Annotated in this window: 16 protein-coding genes and 2 pseudogenes; 11 read left to right on the forward strand and 7 right to left on the reverse strand. The window is 52.4% G+C overall.

Annotated features, from left to right (window positions below; all coding sequences use genetic code 11):
* Positions 1 to 10: 10 nt before the first annotated feature.
* The 5 genes and pseudogenes from DCX48_12525 (at position 11) to DCX48_12545 (ending at position 3,810) form a co-directional block, all read left to right on the forward strand.
* A complete protein-coding gene (locus DCX48_12525) occupies positions 11 to 361 on the forward strand; it encodes a hypothetical protein (GenBank protein QXE15269.1) in 351 nt (116 codons plus the stop codon).
* Entirely contained in the window at positions 361 to 1,422 is a 1,062-nt protein-coding gene (locus tag DCX48_12530) for a baseplate J/gp47 family protein (protein ID QXE15270.1), read from the forward strand. Before DCX48_12525 ends, DCX48_12530 begins: the two co-directional genes overlap by 1 nt.
* Positions 1,419 to 1,991, forward strand: coding sequence for a DUF2313 domain-containing protein (locus tag DCX48_12535; GenBank protein QXE15271.1), 573 nt, complete (start codon positions 1,419 to 1,421; stop codon positions 1,989 to 1,991). The genes DCX48_12530 and DCX48_12535 overlap by 4 nt, the downstream gene beginning before the upstream one ends.
* Before the next feature lie 329 nt (positions 1,992 to 2,320).
* A pseudogene (locus DCX48_12540) lies at positions 2,321 to 3,169 on the forward strand (phage tail protein).
* Entirely contained in the window at positions 3,169 to 3,810 is a 642-nt protein-coding gene (locus DCX48_12545) for a tail fiber assembly protein (protein ID QXE15272.1), read from the forward strand. Before DCX48_12540 ends, DCX48_12545 begins: the two are co-directional and overlap by 1 nt.
* Before the next feature lie 472 nt (positions 3,811 to 4,282).
* Here the strand turns inward: DCX48_12545 and ugpC are convergent.
* The 7 genes and pseudogenes from ugpC to DCX48_12580 form a co-directional block, all read right to left on the reverse strand.
* Positions 4,283 to 5,056, reverse strand: a pseudogene (ugpC, locus tag DCX48_12550) (sn-glycerol-3-phosphate ABC transporter ATP-binding protein UgpC).
* A gap of 25 nt (positions 5,057 to 5,081) precedes the next feature.
* Entirely contained in the window at positions 5,082 to 5,927 is an 846-nt protein-coding gene (ugpE, locus tag DCX48_12555; protein QXE15273.1) for a sn-glycerol-3-phosphate ABC transporter permease UgpE, read from the reverse strand.
* A 26-nt stretch (positions 5,928 to 5,953) separates the two neighbouring features.
* Complete coding sequence (ugpA, locus tag DCX48_12560) at positions 5,954 to 6,841, reverse strand: sn-glycerol-3-phosphate ABC transporter permease UgpA (GenBank protein ID QXE15274.1); 888 nt, start codon at positions 6,839 to 6,841, stop codon at positions 5,954 to 5,956.
* Between the two features lie 72 nt (positions 6,842 to 6,913).
* Positions 6,914 to 8,248: a sn-glycerol-3-phosphate ABC transporter substrate-binding protein UgpB gene (ugpB, locus tag DCX48_12565; protein QXE15275.1), complete on the reverse strand. Its 1,335-nt coding sequence runs from the start codon at positions 8,246 to 8,248 to the stop codon at positions 6,914 to 6,916.
* Positions 8,249 to 8,503: 255 nt separating this feature from the next.
* Positions 8,504 to 8,920 carry a hypothetical protein gene (locus DCX48_12570; protein ID QXE15276.1) on the reverse strand — a complete coding sequence of 139 codons (417 nt, stop codon included), beginning with the start codon at positions 8,918 to 8,920 and terminating at the stop codon, positions 8,504 to 8,506.
* 1 nt (position 8,921) lies between these two features.
* Positions 8,922 to 9,617 carry a hypothetical protein gene (locus DCX48_12575; protein ID QXE15277.1) on the reverse strand — a complete coding sequence of 232 codons (696 nt, stop codon included), beginning with the start codon at positions 9,615 to 9,617 and terminating at the stop codon, positions 8,922 to 8,924.
* 116 nt (positions 9,618 to 9,733) lie between these two features.
* Positions 9,734 to 10,495, reverse strand: a complete 762-nt coding sequence (locus tag DCX48_12580; protein ID QXE15278.1) for a DeoR/GlpR transcriptional regulator — start codon at positions 10,493 to 10,495, stop codon at positions 9,734 to 9,736.
* 336 nt (positions 10,496 to 10,831) lie between these two features.
* On the opposite strand from DCX48_12580, the gene DCX48_12585 reads away from it, so the two are divergent.
* From DCX48_12585 to DCX48_12610, 6 genes are all read left to right on the forward strand, one after another.
* On the forward strand, positions 10,832 to 11,746 hold the full coding sequence (locus DCX48_12585) for an NAD(P)-dependent oxidoreductase (GenBank protein ID QXE15279.1): 915 nt from the start codon (positions 10,832 to 10,834) through the stop codon (positions 11,744 to 11,746).
* On the forward strand, positions 11,743 to 13,017 hold the full coding sequence (locus DCX48_12590) for a four-carbon acid sugar kinase family protein (protein ID QXE15280.1): 1,275 nt from the start codon (positions 11,743 to 11,745) through the stop codon (positions 13,015 to 13,017). The genes DCX48_12585 and DCX48_12590 overlap by 4 nt, the downstream gene beginning before the upstream one ends.
* On the forward strand, positions 13,014 to 13,670 hold the full coding sequence (locus DCX48_12595) for an aldolase (GenBank protein QXE15281.1): 657 nt from the start codon (positions 13,014 to 13,016) through the stop codon (positions 13,668 to 13,670). Before DCX48_12590 ends, DCX48_12595 begins: the two co-directional genes overlap by 4 nt.
* 17 nt (positions 13,671 to 13,687) lie before the next feature.
* Positions 13,688 to 14,476, forward strand: a complete 789-nt coding sequence (locus DCX48_12600; GenBank protein ID QXE15282.1) for a hydroxypyruvate isomerase family protein — start codon at positions 13,688 to 13,690, stop codon at positions 14,474 to 14,476.
* Between the two features lie 191 nt (positions 14,477 to 14,667).
* Positions 14,668 to 16,026 (forward strand): GntP family transporter, encoded by a 1,359-nt coding sequence (locus tag DCX48_12605; protein QXE15283.1) that lies wholly within the window; start codon positions 14,668 to 14,670, stop codon positions 16,024 to 16,026.
* Positions 16,027 to 16,326: 300 nt separating this feature from the next.
* Complete coding sequence (locus DCX48_12610; GenBank protein ID QXE15284.1) at positions 16,327 to 18,006, forward strand: methyl-accepting chemotaxis protein; 1,680 nt, start codon at positions 16,327 to 16,329, stop codon at positions 18,004 to 18,006.
* The last annotated feature ends 23 nt before the right edge of the window (positions 18,007 to 18,029 follow it).

The raw sequence follows: 18,029 nt of genomic DNA on the forward strand, positions 1-18,029 counted from the left end.
TTCTGGCGGCATGGATAATTTACTGAACCCGACAACCAGCGATTACACCGGCACGACGACAACGACATTAGCGAATGCCGTTTATCTGCGCCTAATGACGCCGCTAGGCTCGTACTGGGCCGCCCCGTCGTTAGGTTCAAAGCTGCATCTGTTGGCGCGTGAGAAAGACGTTGCGCGGGTGCATAAGCTGGCGCAGCAATACGCGGCTGAAGCATTGCAGCCGATTGTTGACGATGGCCGCGCCTCTGCTATTTCCGTTTCTGTCTCTGCGAGTGAGCCAGGTTGGGTGGTGTTGCTGATCGAGGTCACAACGGCCGCACAGCAAACACAAACCTTTAGACATCCGGTAAGGGTGAGCTGATGCCGCATATCACACCATCGTTCGATGAAGCACGCAGTCGTCTATTGCGTGACCTGAAAAACCTGCGCCCGGATGCAGATATTAGCGACGACAGTGATTTTTATGTCCGTGCATCGTCCGTAGCAAGTGCTGTGACCGGCATTTATCAGCATCAAGGCTGGATAGTTCGCCAGATATTCCCTGATACGGCCGACACTGAATTTTTAGAGATGCACTGCCGGTTACGTGATATTTCACGTAAAGCTGCAACCACAGCCACGGGTGAAATTACGGCCACAGGCGAAGTCGGCGCGGTCGCGCCAGTCGGGCAGATTATCAATCGCGGTAGCCTGTCATTCACAACGACTGCGGCTGGCACTGTGGGCGCAGATGGCAAAGCAATTATTCCTGTCATTGCGTTAGCATCCGGCGCGGTCGGTAACACTACCGCTGTGATGTCTGGCACGTTCTCCAGTGCGCCGGATGGTTATGACAGCACGGTGAGCATTGGTCTGATTGGGGGCGGAACGGACAAAGAGACTGACGCTGAAATGCTGGCGCGTCTGCTTGAGTTGATCCGCCGCCCCCCTGCGGGCGGGAATAAGTACGATTACAAACGCTGGGCGCTGAGTATCACAGGAGTTACGTCTGCGTATGTCTATCCGCTCCGGCGTGGCCTTGGAACCGTTGATGTGGTTATCACGTCTGCAAACGGCTTGCCGTCTGATGAAATCATTAGCGCGGTGCAGACGTACATTGATGATGTTCGCCCGGTCACAGCAAAAAACACGATGATAATCGGCCCGACAATCAAGAATATCGATATTGATGCGCGGGTGTCCCTGTCTGGCGTGACACTGATTGAAGCGACAACGGCAATTAATCACGCGCTGACGGATTATATCAATACGCTCGCGCCCGGTGAGCCGTTTATTCGCAGTCAGGCTGAAATGATTATTTCGCAATTATCCGGCGTGACAGACCGCAATATTATTTCTCCTGCCGCCAATATTTATCCGGCAGCGGATGAAAATAAAGTCGAGTGGCTACGAATTGCAAATATAGCGGTGTCATTGCTATGAGTGAGTCGAAAACATTACTCGGCCTGTTACTACCACCTGTTTCATATGATGCGACACAGCCCGTTATCGCCGCAGAGTTGGAAGTCGAAGGGAATGTGCTGGACGCAGCCAGGCTGCTGGCTAATCGCGTGCTCGGCGGCATCACGCCAGTTGCTGCACAAAGCCTGTTAGCAGATTGGGAGCGCGTTCTGGCTATCACGCTACCCGTCGATAGCAGCTATCAGCAGCGACTCGGCAACGTGCTGATAAAGCTTGCCGAAACGGGTGGGCTGAGTATTCCATATTTTATGCGTTTAGCATCACGACTCGGCTACACAATAACGATTGATGAGCTGCGACCGTTCCGCACAGGCGTAAGCCGCTGCGGTGAGCAAATAATGCATCACGACGTTCTTTGGGCGTGGCGCGTCAATGTTACCGGTACGCAGGTAAAAAAATACTATTTCAGGGCGGGATTATCTGCGGTCGGAGAGCGTCTATTGTCATTCGGTGACACGGTTATTGAGTCGGTATTCAATGACCTGAAACCAGCACACACCTTTTGTTATTTCTCGTATCAGGAAAACTGATTATGCAAAACCTAATGCCCCCGGTAAATACGCCGGATAATGTATTTCACGACGGTAATCCGCTGACGGGTGAACTGGGAACGATTGTCACTGCGAAATTTATGAATGATGTGCAAGCGGCGATCAGGAATTCGCAAGCTGAGATTATTTATGTATTAGCAGATGCTGATATTGTCATTGATCCGAATAAAACTGATCAGTTATTAACGGCGTTAAAAGCAACGTTTGCAACAAACGTGAGCATGAATGACCGTGTGCCATCGACTCGAATAGTTAACGGTAAGTCGCTATCTGCTGACATAACGCTGAATGCTGGTGATGTCCGGGCGTTGGCACAAGACCAGAACGGCGCTGACATTCCAAACAAGCCGCTATTTTTGTCAAACATCAACGCTATGACGCTAGATACATTTCAGCGTGTGACGGGAAAAAAACTGTTCTCAGTTGATAATGACGTGATAACGGTAAAACCAGAAAACTATGGTCAGCGCGCATACTTCCAGTTTAACAATGCAGCAAGCACTGAGGCGATAGCATTCGTCGGGCTGCGATACGGCACAAATGAGCAAGGGCTGACTCTAGAGCATCGATCCGGAGCATCAATACGCATTGATAACGGCGAAATTAATTTTTATGGATTACCGCATGGGGCAACTGCTGCAAGCGGTACCAGCACTCAGCAGCTCGCATCAACTGCGTTTGTGCAAAACGAATTAGCTGTGACAGCTGGTATCCCTCAACCGTGGCCGCGCGCCACCGCTCCGACCGGATGGCTGAAATGCAATGGTCAACCTTTTGATACATCAGCATTCCCGCGTCTGGCCGCAGCATATCCAGCAGGTGTTTTACCAGACTTGCGCGGTGAATTTATGCGGGGTTGGGATGACGGGCGCGGCGTCGATTCTGGTCGTGCTCTGCTTAGCGCTCAAAGTGACGCGATCAGGAACATAGTCGGCGAAATCTGGACTAGCGCAGCAAGCCAGCAGTTTTTAGGTGAAATGTTGTCATCCAGTGGTGTATTTGAACTGCTATATGAATTTGCGGTCGGCGCGATTCCTGATGCTGCTGGAAACTCATGCCCATCACGCATGAGATTTGATGCGTCGCGAGCAGTCCCAACAGCTAACGAAAACCGTCCCCGCAACATTGCCTTTAACTACATCGTGAGAGCAGCATAATGAGCAACTATTCAACACAAATTAAAAACGCAGAACTGAACGAACGCGGCCTGGCAATCAACACGGGCTGGATTACGGTTTATCACGTTAATCCGGCTACGCGGGAATATCAGAACGCCAGCTATGAGTATGTTATGCAGGGTGTTGGTATTCCTGCCGACAGCTATACCGACGAGCCAGAATTACCGCCCGTCGGCCAAGCCCTGCGCCGTTCCGCTGATGGGAAATCGTGGGAACAAGTGCCAGATTATCGCGGCCAGACCGTTTACAGCACAGAAACCCGCCAGCCGCAGACGGTGATGCAATTCGGTGCTCTGCCTGAAAATATGACGTTTCTGGCTCCGGCAACCGAGTTTGATAAGTGGAACGGTAAAGCGTGGGTGCTAGATAAAGTCGCACAAGCCGCCGCAGAGATCAGAGCGGCACAGCAGGAACTGGCAACGCGTAAAGCCGCAGCCACGGCACGCATCAACGAGCTGACATATGCTGTCAATCTAGACATTGCGACGGATGACGAGAAAGCTGCACTGTCCGAGTGGCAAAAATATACGGTGCTGCTGAGTCGAGTTGATGTGAGCACTACTGATATCGAGTGGCCGACTGTGCCAGATAGTGGATTGATCGCTACAACCGATCAATAACACATAATTGATCTGTATAAACGTTTATAAAATAGCCAGCCCAAATGTCATTATGTTGTTGGTTTTAAAAATATAATGATATGCCAGGGAAAGCGAAGCCCGCCAGTAGCATCTGGCGGGCTTTTTATTTAGCTGGAAATAATACTATTCAGGAACACCGCGCTGCATTAAATAGTCAGCCAGTCCGCTACGCTCACCTGAACTTAGAGGGCTATGTTTTTCTGTCAGGCCAAGAAGCTCAGCGCGATTCCCTCCAACCGGGGTCGCCACGCTTGATTTCACGTTCTCCCCATATATCACAAGTGCATAGACCCCATTTGGTAATGACGTCAGCCGAGCATAGCGGCCGACACTAATCTGGTAATCACTCACACGTCACCCTCGCGACTGATATTGCACAATGCTGAATCTCGGTTAAATGGGGATTATAGCTTATGCGGAATTAATCATGATTCTATGCAAAAAAAAACGGCGCGCTACAGTCAAAGCGGCAACCGTCATCGCTAATGCGCCCTGCCCACAGGTTCATCGCCGGTGAACCAATAAAACTGGCCACGAACAGTGACGCTGGACGGCGGTAAATATCAGACGGTGCGCCGATTTGTTCAGCGATACCTTTATTCATCACGATGACGCGCTGCGCCAACGTCATAGCTTCGACCTGATCGTGCGTGACGTACAGGCTGGTAGTTTTCAGACGCTGGTGCAGTTGCTGCAATTCCAGCCGCATCTGTACACGCAGTTTGGCATCCAGATTCGACAACGGTTCATCAAACAGGAACACCGCCGGTTCACGCACAATCGCCCGCCCCATCGCCACGCGCTGACGCTGGCCGCCCGATAACTCACGCGGTTTGCGTTGCAGCAGCGGCATCAGTTCCAGAATACGTGCCGCTTCTTCCACACGCTCACGAATCTGCGTCTTACCGAAGCCACGAATTTTCAGGCTGTAAGCCATATTGTCGAACACGTTCATGTGCGGATAAAGCGCGTAATTCTGGAACACCATCGCAATACCGCGATCTTTCGGTTCCAGATCGGTGACCCGCTGGTTATCAATATAGATATCGCCGCTGGTGGTACGTTCGAGGCCCGCCACCATGCGCAACAGCGTCGATTTACCGCAGCCCGACGGTCCCACCATCACGACGAATTCGCCATCCGCGACGTCCAGATCGATGGGTTGGATAATCTGTGTTTTGCCATCGTAAGACTTGGTGACAGCCTGAAGTTTTAAACATGCCATAAGCGTTTCCGAAATTAGTCTCGATTTATTTTTCGCTGTCGACCAGACCGCGAACGAACCAGCGCTGCATCAGTAGCACCACCAGCAGCGGCGGCAGCATGGTCAACAGCATCGCGGCCATCACCTGATTCCACTGGGTTGCACCATCACCGGAGGCAATCATGCTTTTAATCCCCGCAACCGCGGTGCCCAGATTGGCATCGCTAACTATCAGCAGCGGCCACAGATACTGGTTCCAGCCGTAAATGAACGTGATCACGAACAGCGCCGCCAGATTGGTCTTCGACAGCGGCAACACCATGTCGAAGAAGAAACGCATCGGGCTGGCACCGTCGATACGCGCCGCTTCCATCAGTTCATCCGGCAGCGTCATAAAGAACTGGCGAAACAGGAAAGTTGCGGTCGCCGACGCCATCAGCGGCAGCGTTAAACCGGTGTAGCTGTCCATCATGTCCAGCCGCGCGATCACTTCCACCGTCGGGAAAATACGCACTTCTACCGGCAGCATCAGCGTCAGGAAAATCATCCAGAAGAACAGGTTGCGCAGTGGAAAACGAAAATAAACGATGGCGTAAGCGGATAGGATCGATACGGTAATTTTGCCTACCGTGATCGCCAGCGCCATGACGAAGCTATTGAGCAGCATTAGCCCGAACGGCGTGGTGTTATTGCCCGCACCGTGCAACCAGATATCACGCAGGTTTCCCCACAGGTGCGAACCGGGGATGAGCGTCATCGGAGCCTGAAAGACTTCCTGATTATCCAGCGTGGCGGCGACAAACCCCACGTACAGAGGGAACAATACGGCGAGAATGCCGACGATCAGCATGACGTGGCTGAAAATATCTAACCCGCGACGATTCTCAATCATTGCCATTGACCTTCATAGATTCACCTTCATTGATAATTCACCTTCCGTTCCACAAAACGGAACTGAATAACGGTCAACCCGATCACCAACAGCATCAGTATCACCGACTGCGCCGCCGAACTGGACAGATCCAACCCTGCAAAGCCTTCGCGATAAATCTTGTAGATCAGCGTAGTTGTCGACTGCACCGGCCCGCCGGCCGTCGCGGCATCGATGATTGGGAAGGTATCGAAAAAGGCATACACCAGATTGACGACTAACAGGAAGAAGCTCACCGGCGAGATCATCGGCAGCACCAGATTGAAGAACCGCCGTACCGGCCCTGCCCCGTCGATCGCGCCCGCTTCCACCAGCGAACGGGGGATCGATTGCAGCGCAGCAAGGAAGAACAAAAAGTTATAGCTAATCTGTTTCCACACCGACGCCAGTACGACTAAAAACATCGCCTGCCCGCTGTCCTGCGCGTGGTTCCACGTATAGCCAAGCAGCCCAAGAAAATGGGTAATCAGCCCGAGTCCAGGGTTAAACAGAAACATCCACAGCACGGCGGCGACAGCGGGTGCCACGGCATAAGGTAGAATGATCAAGGTCTGATACAGACGGCTGGCACGGATGACATAGTCCACCAGCGCGGCCAGAAAGAGTGAAATCAGCATGCCAAACCCGGCCACCAGAAAGCTGAATATCAGCGTGGTGTAAAAAGAATCAAGGTAGTAGGGGTTATTGAACAGCTGCCGGAAGTTTTCCATGCCGACGAATTCACTGGATAGCCCAAACGGATCCAGATTCTGCACCGAATACCACAGCGCCTGACCGGCAGGCCAGATAAAGAAAATCACGGTAATCAGCAGTTGAGGTAACACCAGCACGTAGGGCAACCAGCTGCTGCGAAAAACGGGGCGGGATGATGTCATGCGGTAACTCATTGCAAACAGAAAAGAAACAGGCCGATTCCTTTCGGCCCGATATGACTCAACAGCAGCGTATTACTTCGTTGACTGCTCGAAGCGACGCAGCAGCGCGTTACCGCGTTCTACCGCGCTATCCAACGCCTGTTGTGGCGTCTTCTTACCTGTCCATACGCTTTCTAATTCTTCATCCACGACGGTACGAATTTGCGGCATATTGCCCAAACGCATACCTTTGGTGAACGGCAACGGTGGCTTGTTCAGCATCTGACGCGTAGCAATATCCGCACCGGGGTTTTTCTCATAGAAGCCCTGCTTCTGCGTCAGCTCATACGCCGCCGTGGTGATCGGCAGGTAACCGGTTTTCTGGTGCCATTCAGCGGCATTTTCTGGCTTCGCCAGGAATTGCATAAACTCAGCAACGCCTTTGTAGGTCGCCGCATCTTTACCGCCCATCACCCACAGGCTAGCTCCGCCAATAATGGCGTTCTGCGGCGCGCCTTTAGCATCGGCGTCATACGGCATCATACCGACGCCATAGTTGAACTTGGCATGCTCCCGAATGTTCGCCAGCGAGCCGGAAGACGCGGTCGTCATGGCACATTCGCCGTTATAGAACTTCTCGGTCGGCTCATCCTTGCGTCCGAAATAGGTGAAATCACCTTTCTTGTTCATGTCCTGCAACAGCTGAATGTGTTTGACCTGCGTAGGTTTGTTGAATTCCAGTACCGTATCGGTGCCGTCAAAGCCGTTATTCTTGGTCGCAACGGGCAGACCGTTCCAGGCGCTGAAGTTTTCAATCTGAATCCAGCCCTGCCAGCCGCTAGCGTAGCCGCACTTCATCCCGGCTGAGCGCAATTTGGCGGTGTAGTCAGCCATTTGCTGCCAGGTTTTCGGCGGCTGCTCTGGATCTAAACCGGCTTTCTTGAAAGCATCTTTGTTGTAATACAGCACGGGGGTCGAGCTGTTAAATGGCTGCGACAGCAGGTGACCACTCTTCGCATCGGTGTAATAACCGGAGACGGTCGGTACAAACACCGACTCATCGAAATTAATGCCAGCGTCTTTGAAGACTTCATAGACTGGCTTGATGGCTTTACTTGCCATCATGGTCGCAGTACCGACTTCATAGACCTGCAAAATAGCGGGCGCATTCCCAGCACGGTAGGCCGCAATCCCGGCAGCCAGGTTCTGTTCGTAGTTACCTTTATAGACCGGTACAATTTTTACGTCGGTGTGTTCTTTATTAAAACGGTCAGCCAGAGAATTCACTTCTTTCCCTAACTCGCCTTCCATGGAATGCCAGAAAGGAATATCTGTCGCGGCCTGCGCACCGGCGCTCATCAGCGCGAATGCCACACACGCCGCTGCGGTGCGAATAGCATGTGTTTTACGAATTGTGTTGTTGAACATGCCTGTCTCCTGCAATCAATTAAGTTCGCCATCATCACGGCGTTTTTTATGCGAAGGTAAACATGACACGGGCGCATGACAGAAAAATAACTGGGAGATGACGGAAAAATTACAAGGAAAGGAGAGGCATAAGTAAAAACTCACTTATCCTAGGTGAAGTAGATTTTACAGGTTTTCACTACACGTGGATGACGGCAGGTGTCACAAGTGGAGAGCTACGTATCTATTCAAACGCACTGGCTACCCCGAACAGGGCTATTTTCGAATAACATCAACGACAACGGTTTTAGGATCTCTGATGATTCCTATATGTATCGTTTTATCTGAATCTGTAGACTTCCAATACTCACCTGTCGTGTCTGTATAACTCAGGGTAAAACCAAGCGACTTCAAATAAGCGCGTATATTTGTCGCATCATTGGTATTTTGAAACGTAATATTGCTGACTTCCAACGCAGGGCCATCAACCGTGGCATAGCCAAAATCATAGACAGAAGAAATGCGCGGGCAATTTTTAATGATCTCGTCCGTCAGCATTTCATATCGTCGGGTGTCCTGTTCCGAATAACGAGAACTCCCCTCTGTCAGAATGACTATTGCAGGCCAATAATAGATAAGTGGCAAGGCAATTAGGAGTAATACGGCGAGTAATATAATTATCTTTTTTTTCATTTTATTCAAAGAAATGCGTTATAATTTCAGTGCCATCGTAGGATGCAATACCTACATTTCCTGACTTAAAATCATTATAGGGCTGTATTGTTTGCATAAAAGAGGGGAGATATCCCAATCGAGGTTGAGCATGCGGCATCTTCTCAGGGTCTGGAAATAAAATAGGGCGGAATCCTATATTTTTGAAATTTCCGATAGGGCCATAAAAATCCCATCGGTTTAATGCTTCTTCTTTACTCACTGGCCGTAATAAATAAAAAGGGTTAGGAGTAGAAACCACTCGGTAAAAACCTAATAAATCTGAAACAAGATCTTCCCCACTAAATCCACTATCTGTAACTAAATTGAATGGAAAAGAGGCCTGCATAGATTCAAACCGTTTCGCAACGGTGAGCATCATAGCAAGTGCAATACTCTGTCTTTCCTGAAGAGATCTTCCTTTTCTTATCCGCCATTTAATAAACCGGTTGATAGTGACACTTCTTCTGAGCCCAATCATGCCTTGTTTATAGGTCACATCGTAGTATGGCATTCCATCTTCAGTATTCTCTCCGACATACATTTGTTGAATAATATCCTTAATGTCGTCCCCTTTCGCATGGCCTAAATCAATCCAACCTAGCACCTCGGTATAAATCAAGCCATATGTCACACCAGAGGCTTGTCGGCCATCAATAATTTCACTACGCACGCTCATTATTTACATTCCTTTGTTTTTCATGAGTTTATTTAATTAACGACATCACGATAATACGTTTATTTCCACATTGGACTCAAGACGATAGTTAGGCCGTCCCAATTTGGCTATCCTCCTCACCCCGCCACCAGCACCTCCACACCCATTTTGCTCAGCGCCTCTTTGGCGGCGACGGGCAGGCCGTCATCGGTAATGATGCTGTCGAAGACGTCGAGCGGCGTGGCCAGATGGGTGGCGATGCGGCCGTATTTTGAGGTGTCGCACAGCAAGACGCGTTTTCTGCTGGCTTCCACCGCCGCACGTTTCACGACCACTTTGTCTTCGTTCGGCGTGGACAGCCCGCGCAGGCTCCATGAGGATGCAGAAATAAACGCAATATCGATAAACAGGTTGCGCAGCGCCTGTGCCACCGCTTCACCAATGCAGGATTGATTTTCCCGACACAGCGTGCCGCCCGTGTGGATCATACGGCACTGGCTGGACTCAATCAGAAAAGCGGCAATCGCAAAATCGTTGGTGACAATCAGGAGATCGTCACGCTCGGCCAGTTCGCGCGCTAGCGATAGCGTGGTGGTACCCGCATCCAGATAAATGCAGCTATTCAACGGAATGTGCTGCGCGGCCAGTTTACCCATCGCTGCTTTTTGCTGGCTGAACATCACGGATTTATCCTGATGCGACGGCTCAGTCGCCAGCCGTTCAGGTGAACGCACGCCGCCGGAGACGCTCAGCAGCAGGCCGTCTTGTTCCAGTTTTTGCACATCGCGCCGCACCGTCATGTGCGACACGCCCAGCCGCTCAGTCAGCTCGTTAATGCTTACCGCGCCGCGCTCGGCGATCAGCGCCAGAATCTGTTGATGACGTTCTACTGGTATCACGCTGTCCGTTCCCTGTTTGATAATGCTGGTCTGATAAAGTCAGTTTGGTAAAGATTGTGAGAAACACCCCGTTTAATGACGATAATTACCATAAATTCACGCCACAAACCACGCCAGACATGACCGTTCTCATCATCCCCCAGCGTCAAAATAGACATAATCATCTGATAAATAAAACTAATAACGAAAATCACGCAGTAAACGGTGTTCAACTACACTGAATCATCACGATTTAAATGTTAATTTATGTGATAAAAATCACCACAATTTGTTCTGATAGTCCTTATATTTAACACCAGAGCACAAAAAATCACTAATTTTAACAAGGCAACCACGATGAAAAAGACTTCTGATTATGCTGTCGCCGTTATCGGTCTGGGTTCCATGGGGTTTGGCGCTGCGGCGTCCTGCATCAATGCGGGCCTGACGACATACGGCGTCGATATCAATCCGCAGGCACTCGAAAAGTTACGTCAGGCGGGTGCGGCGCAGGCTGACACGCGCATTGATGCTTTCGCTGACAAGCTGGATGCCGTGGTACTGCTGGTGGTGAACGCTACACAGGTGAACGGGATTCTGTTCGGCGAGCCGCAGGTAGCAGCGAAGCTCAAGCCCGGCACCGTGGTCATGGTGTCCTCAACGATCTCCGCGCAGGATGCCAAAAATATCGAGCAGCGTCTGGCGGAACATCAGCTCGTCATGCTGGATGCGCCGGTATCCGGCGGTGCCGCGAAAGCCGCCGCAGGCGACATGACGGTAATGGCATCGGGTTCCGATCTGGCGTTTGAGAAACTGAAACCGGTACTCGACGCCGTCGCGGGCAAGGTCTACCGCATCGGTGAAGAAATTGGGCTGGGCGCAACGGTTAAAATTATTCACCAACTGTTGGCGGGCGTACACATCGCCGCGGGTGCAGAAGCGATGGCGCTGGCCGCCCGCGCCGATATCCCGTTGGATATCATGTACGACGTGGTAACCAACGCCGCCGGGAATTCCTGGATGTTTGAAAACCGTATGCGCCACGTTGTCGATGGCGATTACACGCCGAAATCGGCCGTTGATATCTTCGTCAAAGATCTGGGGTTGGTCACCGATACCGCCAAATCTCTTCATTTCCCGCTGCCGTTGGCCTCTACCGCGTTCAACATGTTCACCGCCGCCAGCAACGCTGGGTTCGGTAAAGAAGACGACAGCGCGGTCATCAAGATTTTTAACGGCATTACGCTGCCGGAAAAGAAGGAGGCACCATGATTAAGCTAGGTGTGATTGCCGACGATTTTACCGGTGCCACGGATATCGCCAGCTTTCTGGTGAACAACGGGCTGCCGACCGTGCAGCTCAACGGTGTGCCGCCGTCCGACTTTAAAGTCGACACACAGGCCGTCGTAATTAGCCTGAAATCACGTTCTTGCTCGGCGGAACAGGCTGTGGCGGATTCACTTAATGCACTGGCGTGGCTGCAACAACAGGGCTGCCAGCAGTTCTATTTTAAATATTGTTCCACCTTCGACAGCACCGCGAAAGGCAATATCGGCCCGGTGACCGACGCGCTGCTAGAGCAGTTGGGTGAAACGCAAACCATCATCTCTCCAGCACTACCGGTGAACGGCAGAACCGTCTATCAGGGCCACCTGTTCGTGATGGATCAGCTGCTGTCCGAATCTGGGATGCGCCACCATCCGGTTACGCCAATGACGGATAGCAACCTGATGCGCGTCATGGAACAGCAGGCGGCGGGACAATGCGGCCTGGTGCCGTATGCCGTGATGGATCAGGGTGCGGATGCCGTCAAACAGCGGTTGGTGCAGTTGAAAGAACAGGGTATCCGCTATGTGGTGCTGGATACGCTGAACGAACAGCACCTGCTGACACAGGGCGAGGCACTGCGCGACATGAAACTGGTCACTGGCGGTTCCGGCCTAGCGATTGGTCTGGCGCGCCAGCTGGCAGACTCAACAAAACAAACCGGTTACGCAACCGAGGCAGGTAAGCCGCAGTCCGGCGCAGGCGTTGTGCTATCCGGTTCCTGCTCAGTGATGACCAACAAGCAGGTCGCTCACTACCTGAAACAGGCGGCGGGTCGTGCCATTGATGTCGCTCGCTGCTTAGAAAGCGATGATGCTCAGCAATCCTACGCGCAGGAACTGGCCGACTGGGTGAAAGCACACCGTGACGATGCACTCGCACCGCTGCTGTACGCCACCTCTTCACCCGACGAACTGGCGCAGATTCAACAGCGCTGGGGTGCGGAAGCCAGTAGCCATGCAGTAGAGAAACTGTTTGCTGCCGTCGCCCGCCAGCTTCAAGAAGACGGCTTTAAGCGCTTCATCATCGCGGGCGGTGAAACGTCCAGCATCGTGGTGCAAACGCTGGGTATTCACGCGTTCCATATTGGGCCGTCCATTTCCCCCGGCGTGCCGTGGGTGCGTTCCACCACTCATCCACTCTCGCTGGCGTTGAAATCCGGTAACTTCGGCGATGAAGACTTTTTTGCCCGCGCCCAAAAGGAGTTTGCCGCATGAGTGAACATCACAACGGCACAGAGGCGTCGCTGAGCAGCGAGCAGCGAGCACGCGCGGAAATGGTCAAGCTGGGCGCATCCTTTTTCCAGCGCGGCTACGCCACCGGTTCTGCTGGCAATCTCTCCCTTCTACTGGACGACGGTACACTGCTGGCAACGCCGACCGGCTCTTGCCTCGGCGAACTGGATGCCGAGCGGCTGTCCAAAGTTAGCCTGAGCGGCGAGTGGATTTCCGGCGATAAACCATCGAAAGAGGTCAGTTTTCACCTGTCGATTTACCGTAACGATCCCGAATGCAAAGCGATCGTTCACCTGCACAGCACTTACCTGACGGCGCTCTCGTGTCTGGAAGGGTTGGATACGCAGGATGCCATCAAGCCGTTCACACCCTATGTGGTGATGCGCGTCGGTAAAGTACCCGTCGTGCCTTATTACCGCCCCGGCGATGCGCGGCTCGGTGAAGATCTGGCGAAGCTGGCCTCGCGTTATAAAGCCTTCTTGCTGGCTAACCACGGCCCGGTCGTCACCGGTAAGAATCTGCGGGCAGCGGCGGACAACATGGAAGAGCTGGAAGAAACCGCCAAGCTGATTTTTATTCTCGGTGACCGAAAAATTCGCTACCTCACCGCTGACGATATTGCCGAGCTCTCTTGATGAGCCAAGGAGTTACCATGCCTAAGTTTGCTGCCAATCTTTCTATGCTGTTTACAGACGTTCCGTTTCTCGATCGCTTTAAAGCCGCTGCCGATGCGGGTTTTACCTCGGTCGAGTACCTGTTTCCTTATGAATATCCGGCACCGCTGCTGGCGGAAAAGCTGAGGGAGAATGGCCTGAAGCAGGTGTTGTTCAATACTGCGCCCGGCAACATCGCCGCGGGTGAATGGGGCGTGTCTGCCCTGCCCGACCGTATTGAAGATGCCCGTCGGGACATCGATAACGCCTTGGAATATGCACTGGCGCTGAATTGTCCTTCAGTACTGGTGATGGGAGGCGTCGTTCCGCCCGGTGAAGACCGTGACGCCTATCAGCAAACCTTCATCGATAACCTGCGCTACGCGGCTGATAAATTCGCGCCGCATGGCATCAATATCATGATTGAAGCACTGAGTGCGAAGGTGAAACCGAATTACCTGTTCGCCAGTCAGTATCAGGCGCTGGAATTAGCCAATCTGATCGACCGGCCGAATATCTATATTCAGGTGGACTTCTTTCACGCACAAATTGTCGATGGCAACCTGACGCAAATTATTCACGATTTAGATGGCCGCATCGGACATATTCAAATTGCTTCGGTTCCGGCACGGCATGAACCCGATGAAGGAGAAATTAATTATCCATTCATCTTTGCCGAATTGGATCGCGTGAATTATTCCGGCTGGATTGGCTGTGAATATAACCCGCGTGGTAAAACCGAAGACGGATTGGGCTGGGCTGAACCCTGGCTGGAGAAAAAACACTAACTCACTAATTCCAAGAAATAATATTAACACCAGAGACATATTCGTTAGACGCGAATAAATAAAAAAGAAAAGATCAGATTCCCGCATTATTCAAATGCGGGAGTCAGGTCACCCTTTTCTTCAAATAAAACAATAACCCAATACCTTTTCAGCCTCTGAATTGAAAACAATGGGTCAATGAGGATAAGAATATGGCCACCTCGCTCTTACTCTGCATCGCTATCGCCGGGGTATTACTCCTGCTGCTGATGGTCATCAAATTTAAAATTCAGCCCTTTGTCGCCCTGCTGGTCGTTAGCTTACTCGTTGCCTTAGCTACGGGTATTCCGACTGGTGAGGTGATTAAGGTGATTACCTCCGGCATGGGCGGTATTCTTGGCTCGGTGGCAATTATTATCGGCCTCGGTGCCATGCTCGGCAGAATGATCGAAGTGTCCGGCGGCGCGGAATCCTTAGCGCACCGCTTTGCCCAATTAATGGGGCCGGGATTGATGGTGGCAGCATTAACCATCGCCGCCTTTATTCTGGGTATTCCGGTCTTTTTCGATGTCGGCTTTATTATCCTCGCTCCGATTATTTACGGCTTTGCAAAAGTCGCTAAAGTCTCTCCGATTAAATTCGGTTTGCCCGTCGCAGGCGTAATGCTGACGGTGCACGTCGCGCTGCCGCCCCACCCCGGCCCGGTTGCCGCTGCTGGCCTGTTGAATGCCGATATCGGCTGGCTGACCATCATTGGTCTGCTGGTGTCGATTCCTGTCGGCATCATCAGCTACTGGGCAGCCAAGGCTATGAACCGCCGTAAATATGCGCTTTCCGTCGAAGTGTTAGAGCAGTTACAGCTGGCGAAACCGGAAGACAGCACGCCGGACACGGCTCCCGCGTCTGCCCCTTCAGCTGGATTGATTGCCGCGCTGATCGCCATTCCTATCGCCATCATTATGCTTGGCACCGTGTCTGCGACCATTTTACCTGCCGGACATCCGGTGCGTAACGTCATGTCGCTGGTTGGATCTCCCGCCGTAGCGCTGCTGATCGCTCTGGCACTGGCATTCTGGCTGATTGCCCTGCGTCGCGGCTGGTCGCTGGAAAAAGCTAGCGGTGTGATGGGCGATGCGATGCCTGCTGCTGCGATGGTCATCATGGTGACCGGTGCGGGTGGCGTATTCGGCAAAGTACTGGTGGAATCGGGCATCGGTAAAGCGCTGGCGGATACGCTGACCAGCATTCATCTGCCGCTGGTGCCTGCCGCATTTATCCTGTCGCTAGCGCTACGTGCCTCACAAGGCTCTGCCACCGTCGCTATTCTCACCACCTGCGGCTTGCTAAGTGAAGCCGTCAGTGGCCTGAACCAAATGCAACTGGTGTTGGTGACGCTCTCTGCCTGTTTTGGCGGATTAGGCCTGTCGCACGTCAATGACTCCGGTTTCTGGATTGTCACCAAATATCTGGGGCTGTCCGTCGCCGATGGCCTGCGCACCTGGACGGTACTGACAACAATCCTCGGACTGGCTGGGTTCCTTTTCACTTGGGCGCTTTGGCTGGTCATGTAAGCGTCACCGCGTTCCGCCACGGAAAACCGCTGACACTCAGCGGTTTTCCTCCTTATGCCAGAAAATACGCCCGTTTTATTCTTATATTCCACATCTGAATATCCAAGCGCTGCCGTTATAATCCATACGGGGTAAGAAACCACGCGTTCCCTTATCACCACGACACAAGTTCGCATGCCAATACATGATGTAATCGGAAATACGCCTTATTCCTGACCTCTCGTGGAAGTAGAAGTAGAAGATGCCAAATCCATACGGCATGAGCCTGCATCAGCCGATGAAAAATAATAAAGGAACACTATGAATTTTTTAGCAAAAATGAAGCTTGGCACCATGCTGGGTTCTGGCTTCGCCTCTGTCATCATCATCGGTTTGATGGTCGCCGTTCTGGGACGTGTGCATCTGCTCGATCTGAGCGAAGATATTGAGTCGCTGTCCGAAAAAAACCTGACCAGCCTGATCCTGATACAGGATGCCAAAAGCGGTTTTGATGCCGTGGCCCGTTCAGTGCGTACTATCGGCCTGACAAGCGACAGCAGCCGCATTCAGGAAGAAAAACGCCTGATTGATCAGCAAATTGTCCGCAATACCGACATCCTGACCAAACTGTATTCTAACCTGTCTGAAGCAGAGTCTCGCGACTCGCTGGACCGCCTGACGCAGGCTCGCCCAGCCTATCGGGACGCAGTGAATAAAGCCGTAGAACTTGGCGTATCTGAAAACGCCGAAGAAAGAGCGCAAGCCGTGCAGCTCATGGTCAATGAAATGCAAATTACGCAGGCACCCGTTTTCGCCGCGCTGGACAGCATGACGGAATTGCAGAAGAAGCGGACGATGGAGATGACGGCAAGCGCCATGCAGGAAGCTCGCTCAGATGGTAACACTCTGATCTTCTACGCGGCGATTGCGGTTCTCGTTGGCATTCTGGTTTCCGTATTGATTACTCGTACGATCAAAGGCTTGTTGGGTGGCGAAGTGTCCTACGCCGCACAGATCGCCCAAGCGGTCGCACAAGGAAATCTGGCGGTAGCCGTCAACCTGCGTTCCGGTGATGACCGCAGTGTGCTGGCAGCCATGAACGGTATGCGCAAAAGCCTGAGTAGCATTGTTGAACAGGTGCGCGAAAGCAGTGAATCTATCGCGACCGGTGCCAGCCAGATCGCCGCAGGCAGCACCGATCTTAGCCAACGCACGGAAGAACAAGCGGCCAACCTGCAACAAACCGCAGCGTCTATGGAAGAAATGAGCCAAACCGTACGCCAGAACTCGGATACCGTACGTAACGCCGCTCAACTGGCACAAGCCGCCAGTCATACCGCCGCGAAAGGCGGAGAAGCCGTCAGCAATATCGTTGTCACCATGAAAGAAATTACCGACAGCTCGCAGAAAATTGGCGACATCATCAGCGTCATCGACGGTATCGCCTTCCAGACCAACATTCTGGCGCTCAACGCCGCGGTGGAAGCCGCTCGCGCAGGTGAGCAAGGTCGTGGCTTTGCAGTAGTCGCAGGTGAAGTTCGCTCGCTGGCACAGCGCTCCGCCACCGCCGCCAAAGAGATTAAAGAGCTGATCGGCCACAGCGTCGAGAAAGTCGAAGTGGGTTCTGCGCTGGTCAGCGATGCGGGAACGACGATCGAAGAATTGGTCCGTCAGGCGCGCAATGTTGCCGATCTGATCAACGAAATTGGCGTCACCACGCAGGAGCAAGAATCTGGCGTCTCGCAAATTCATGATGCCGTTAACCAACTCGATCAGGTCACACAGCAGAACGCCGCACTCGTTGAGCAATCCGCTTCCGCTGCCGATAGTCTGAGCGATCAGGCTGCCCATCTGGTAGAACTGATGAAGGTCTTCATCGTTGAAGGCGGGTCGTCACAGCGTATTGCACCACCGCTGAAAAGACCTTCCAGCGCAAAGTTCTCTCTCGCCAACCCTAAAGGCAGCGCGGGAAGCAATAACCAAAACTGGGAACAGTTCTGATTCCAGGCAGGGGGAGGGTCATG

This window comes from Pectobacterium atrosepticum, from assembly GCA_019056595.1.
GTDB lineage: Bacteria > Pseudomonadota > Gammaproteobacteria > Enterobacterales > Enterobacteriaceae > Pectobacterium > Pectobacterium atrosepticum.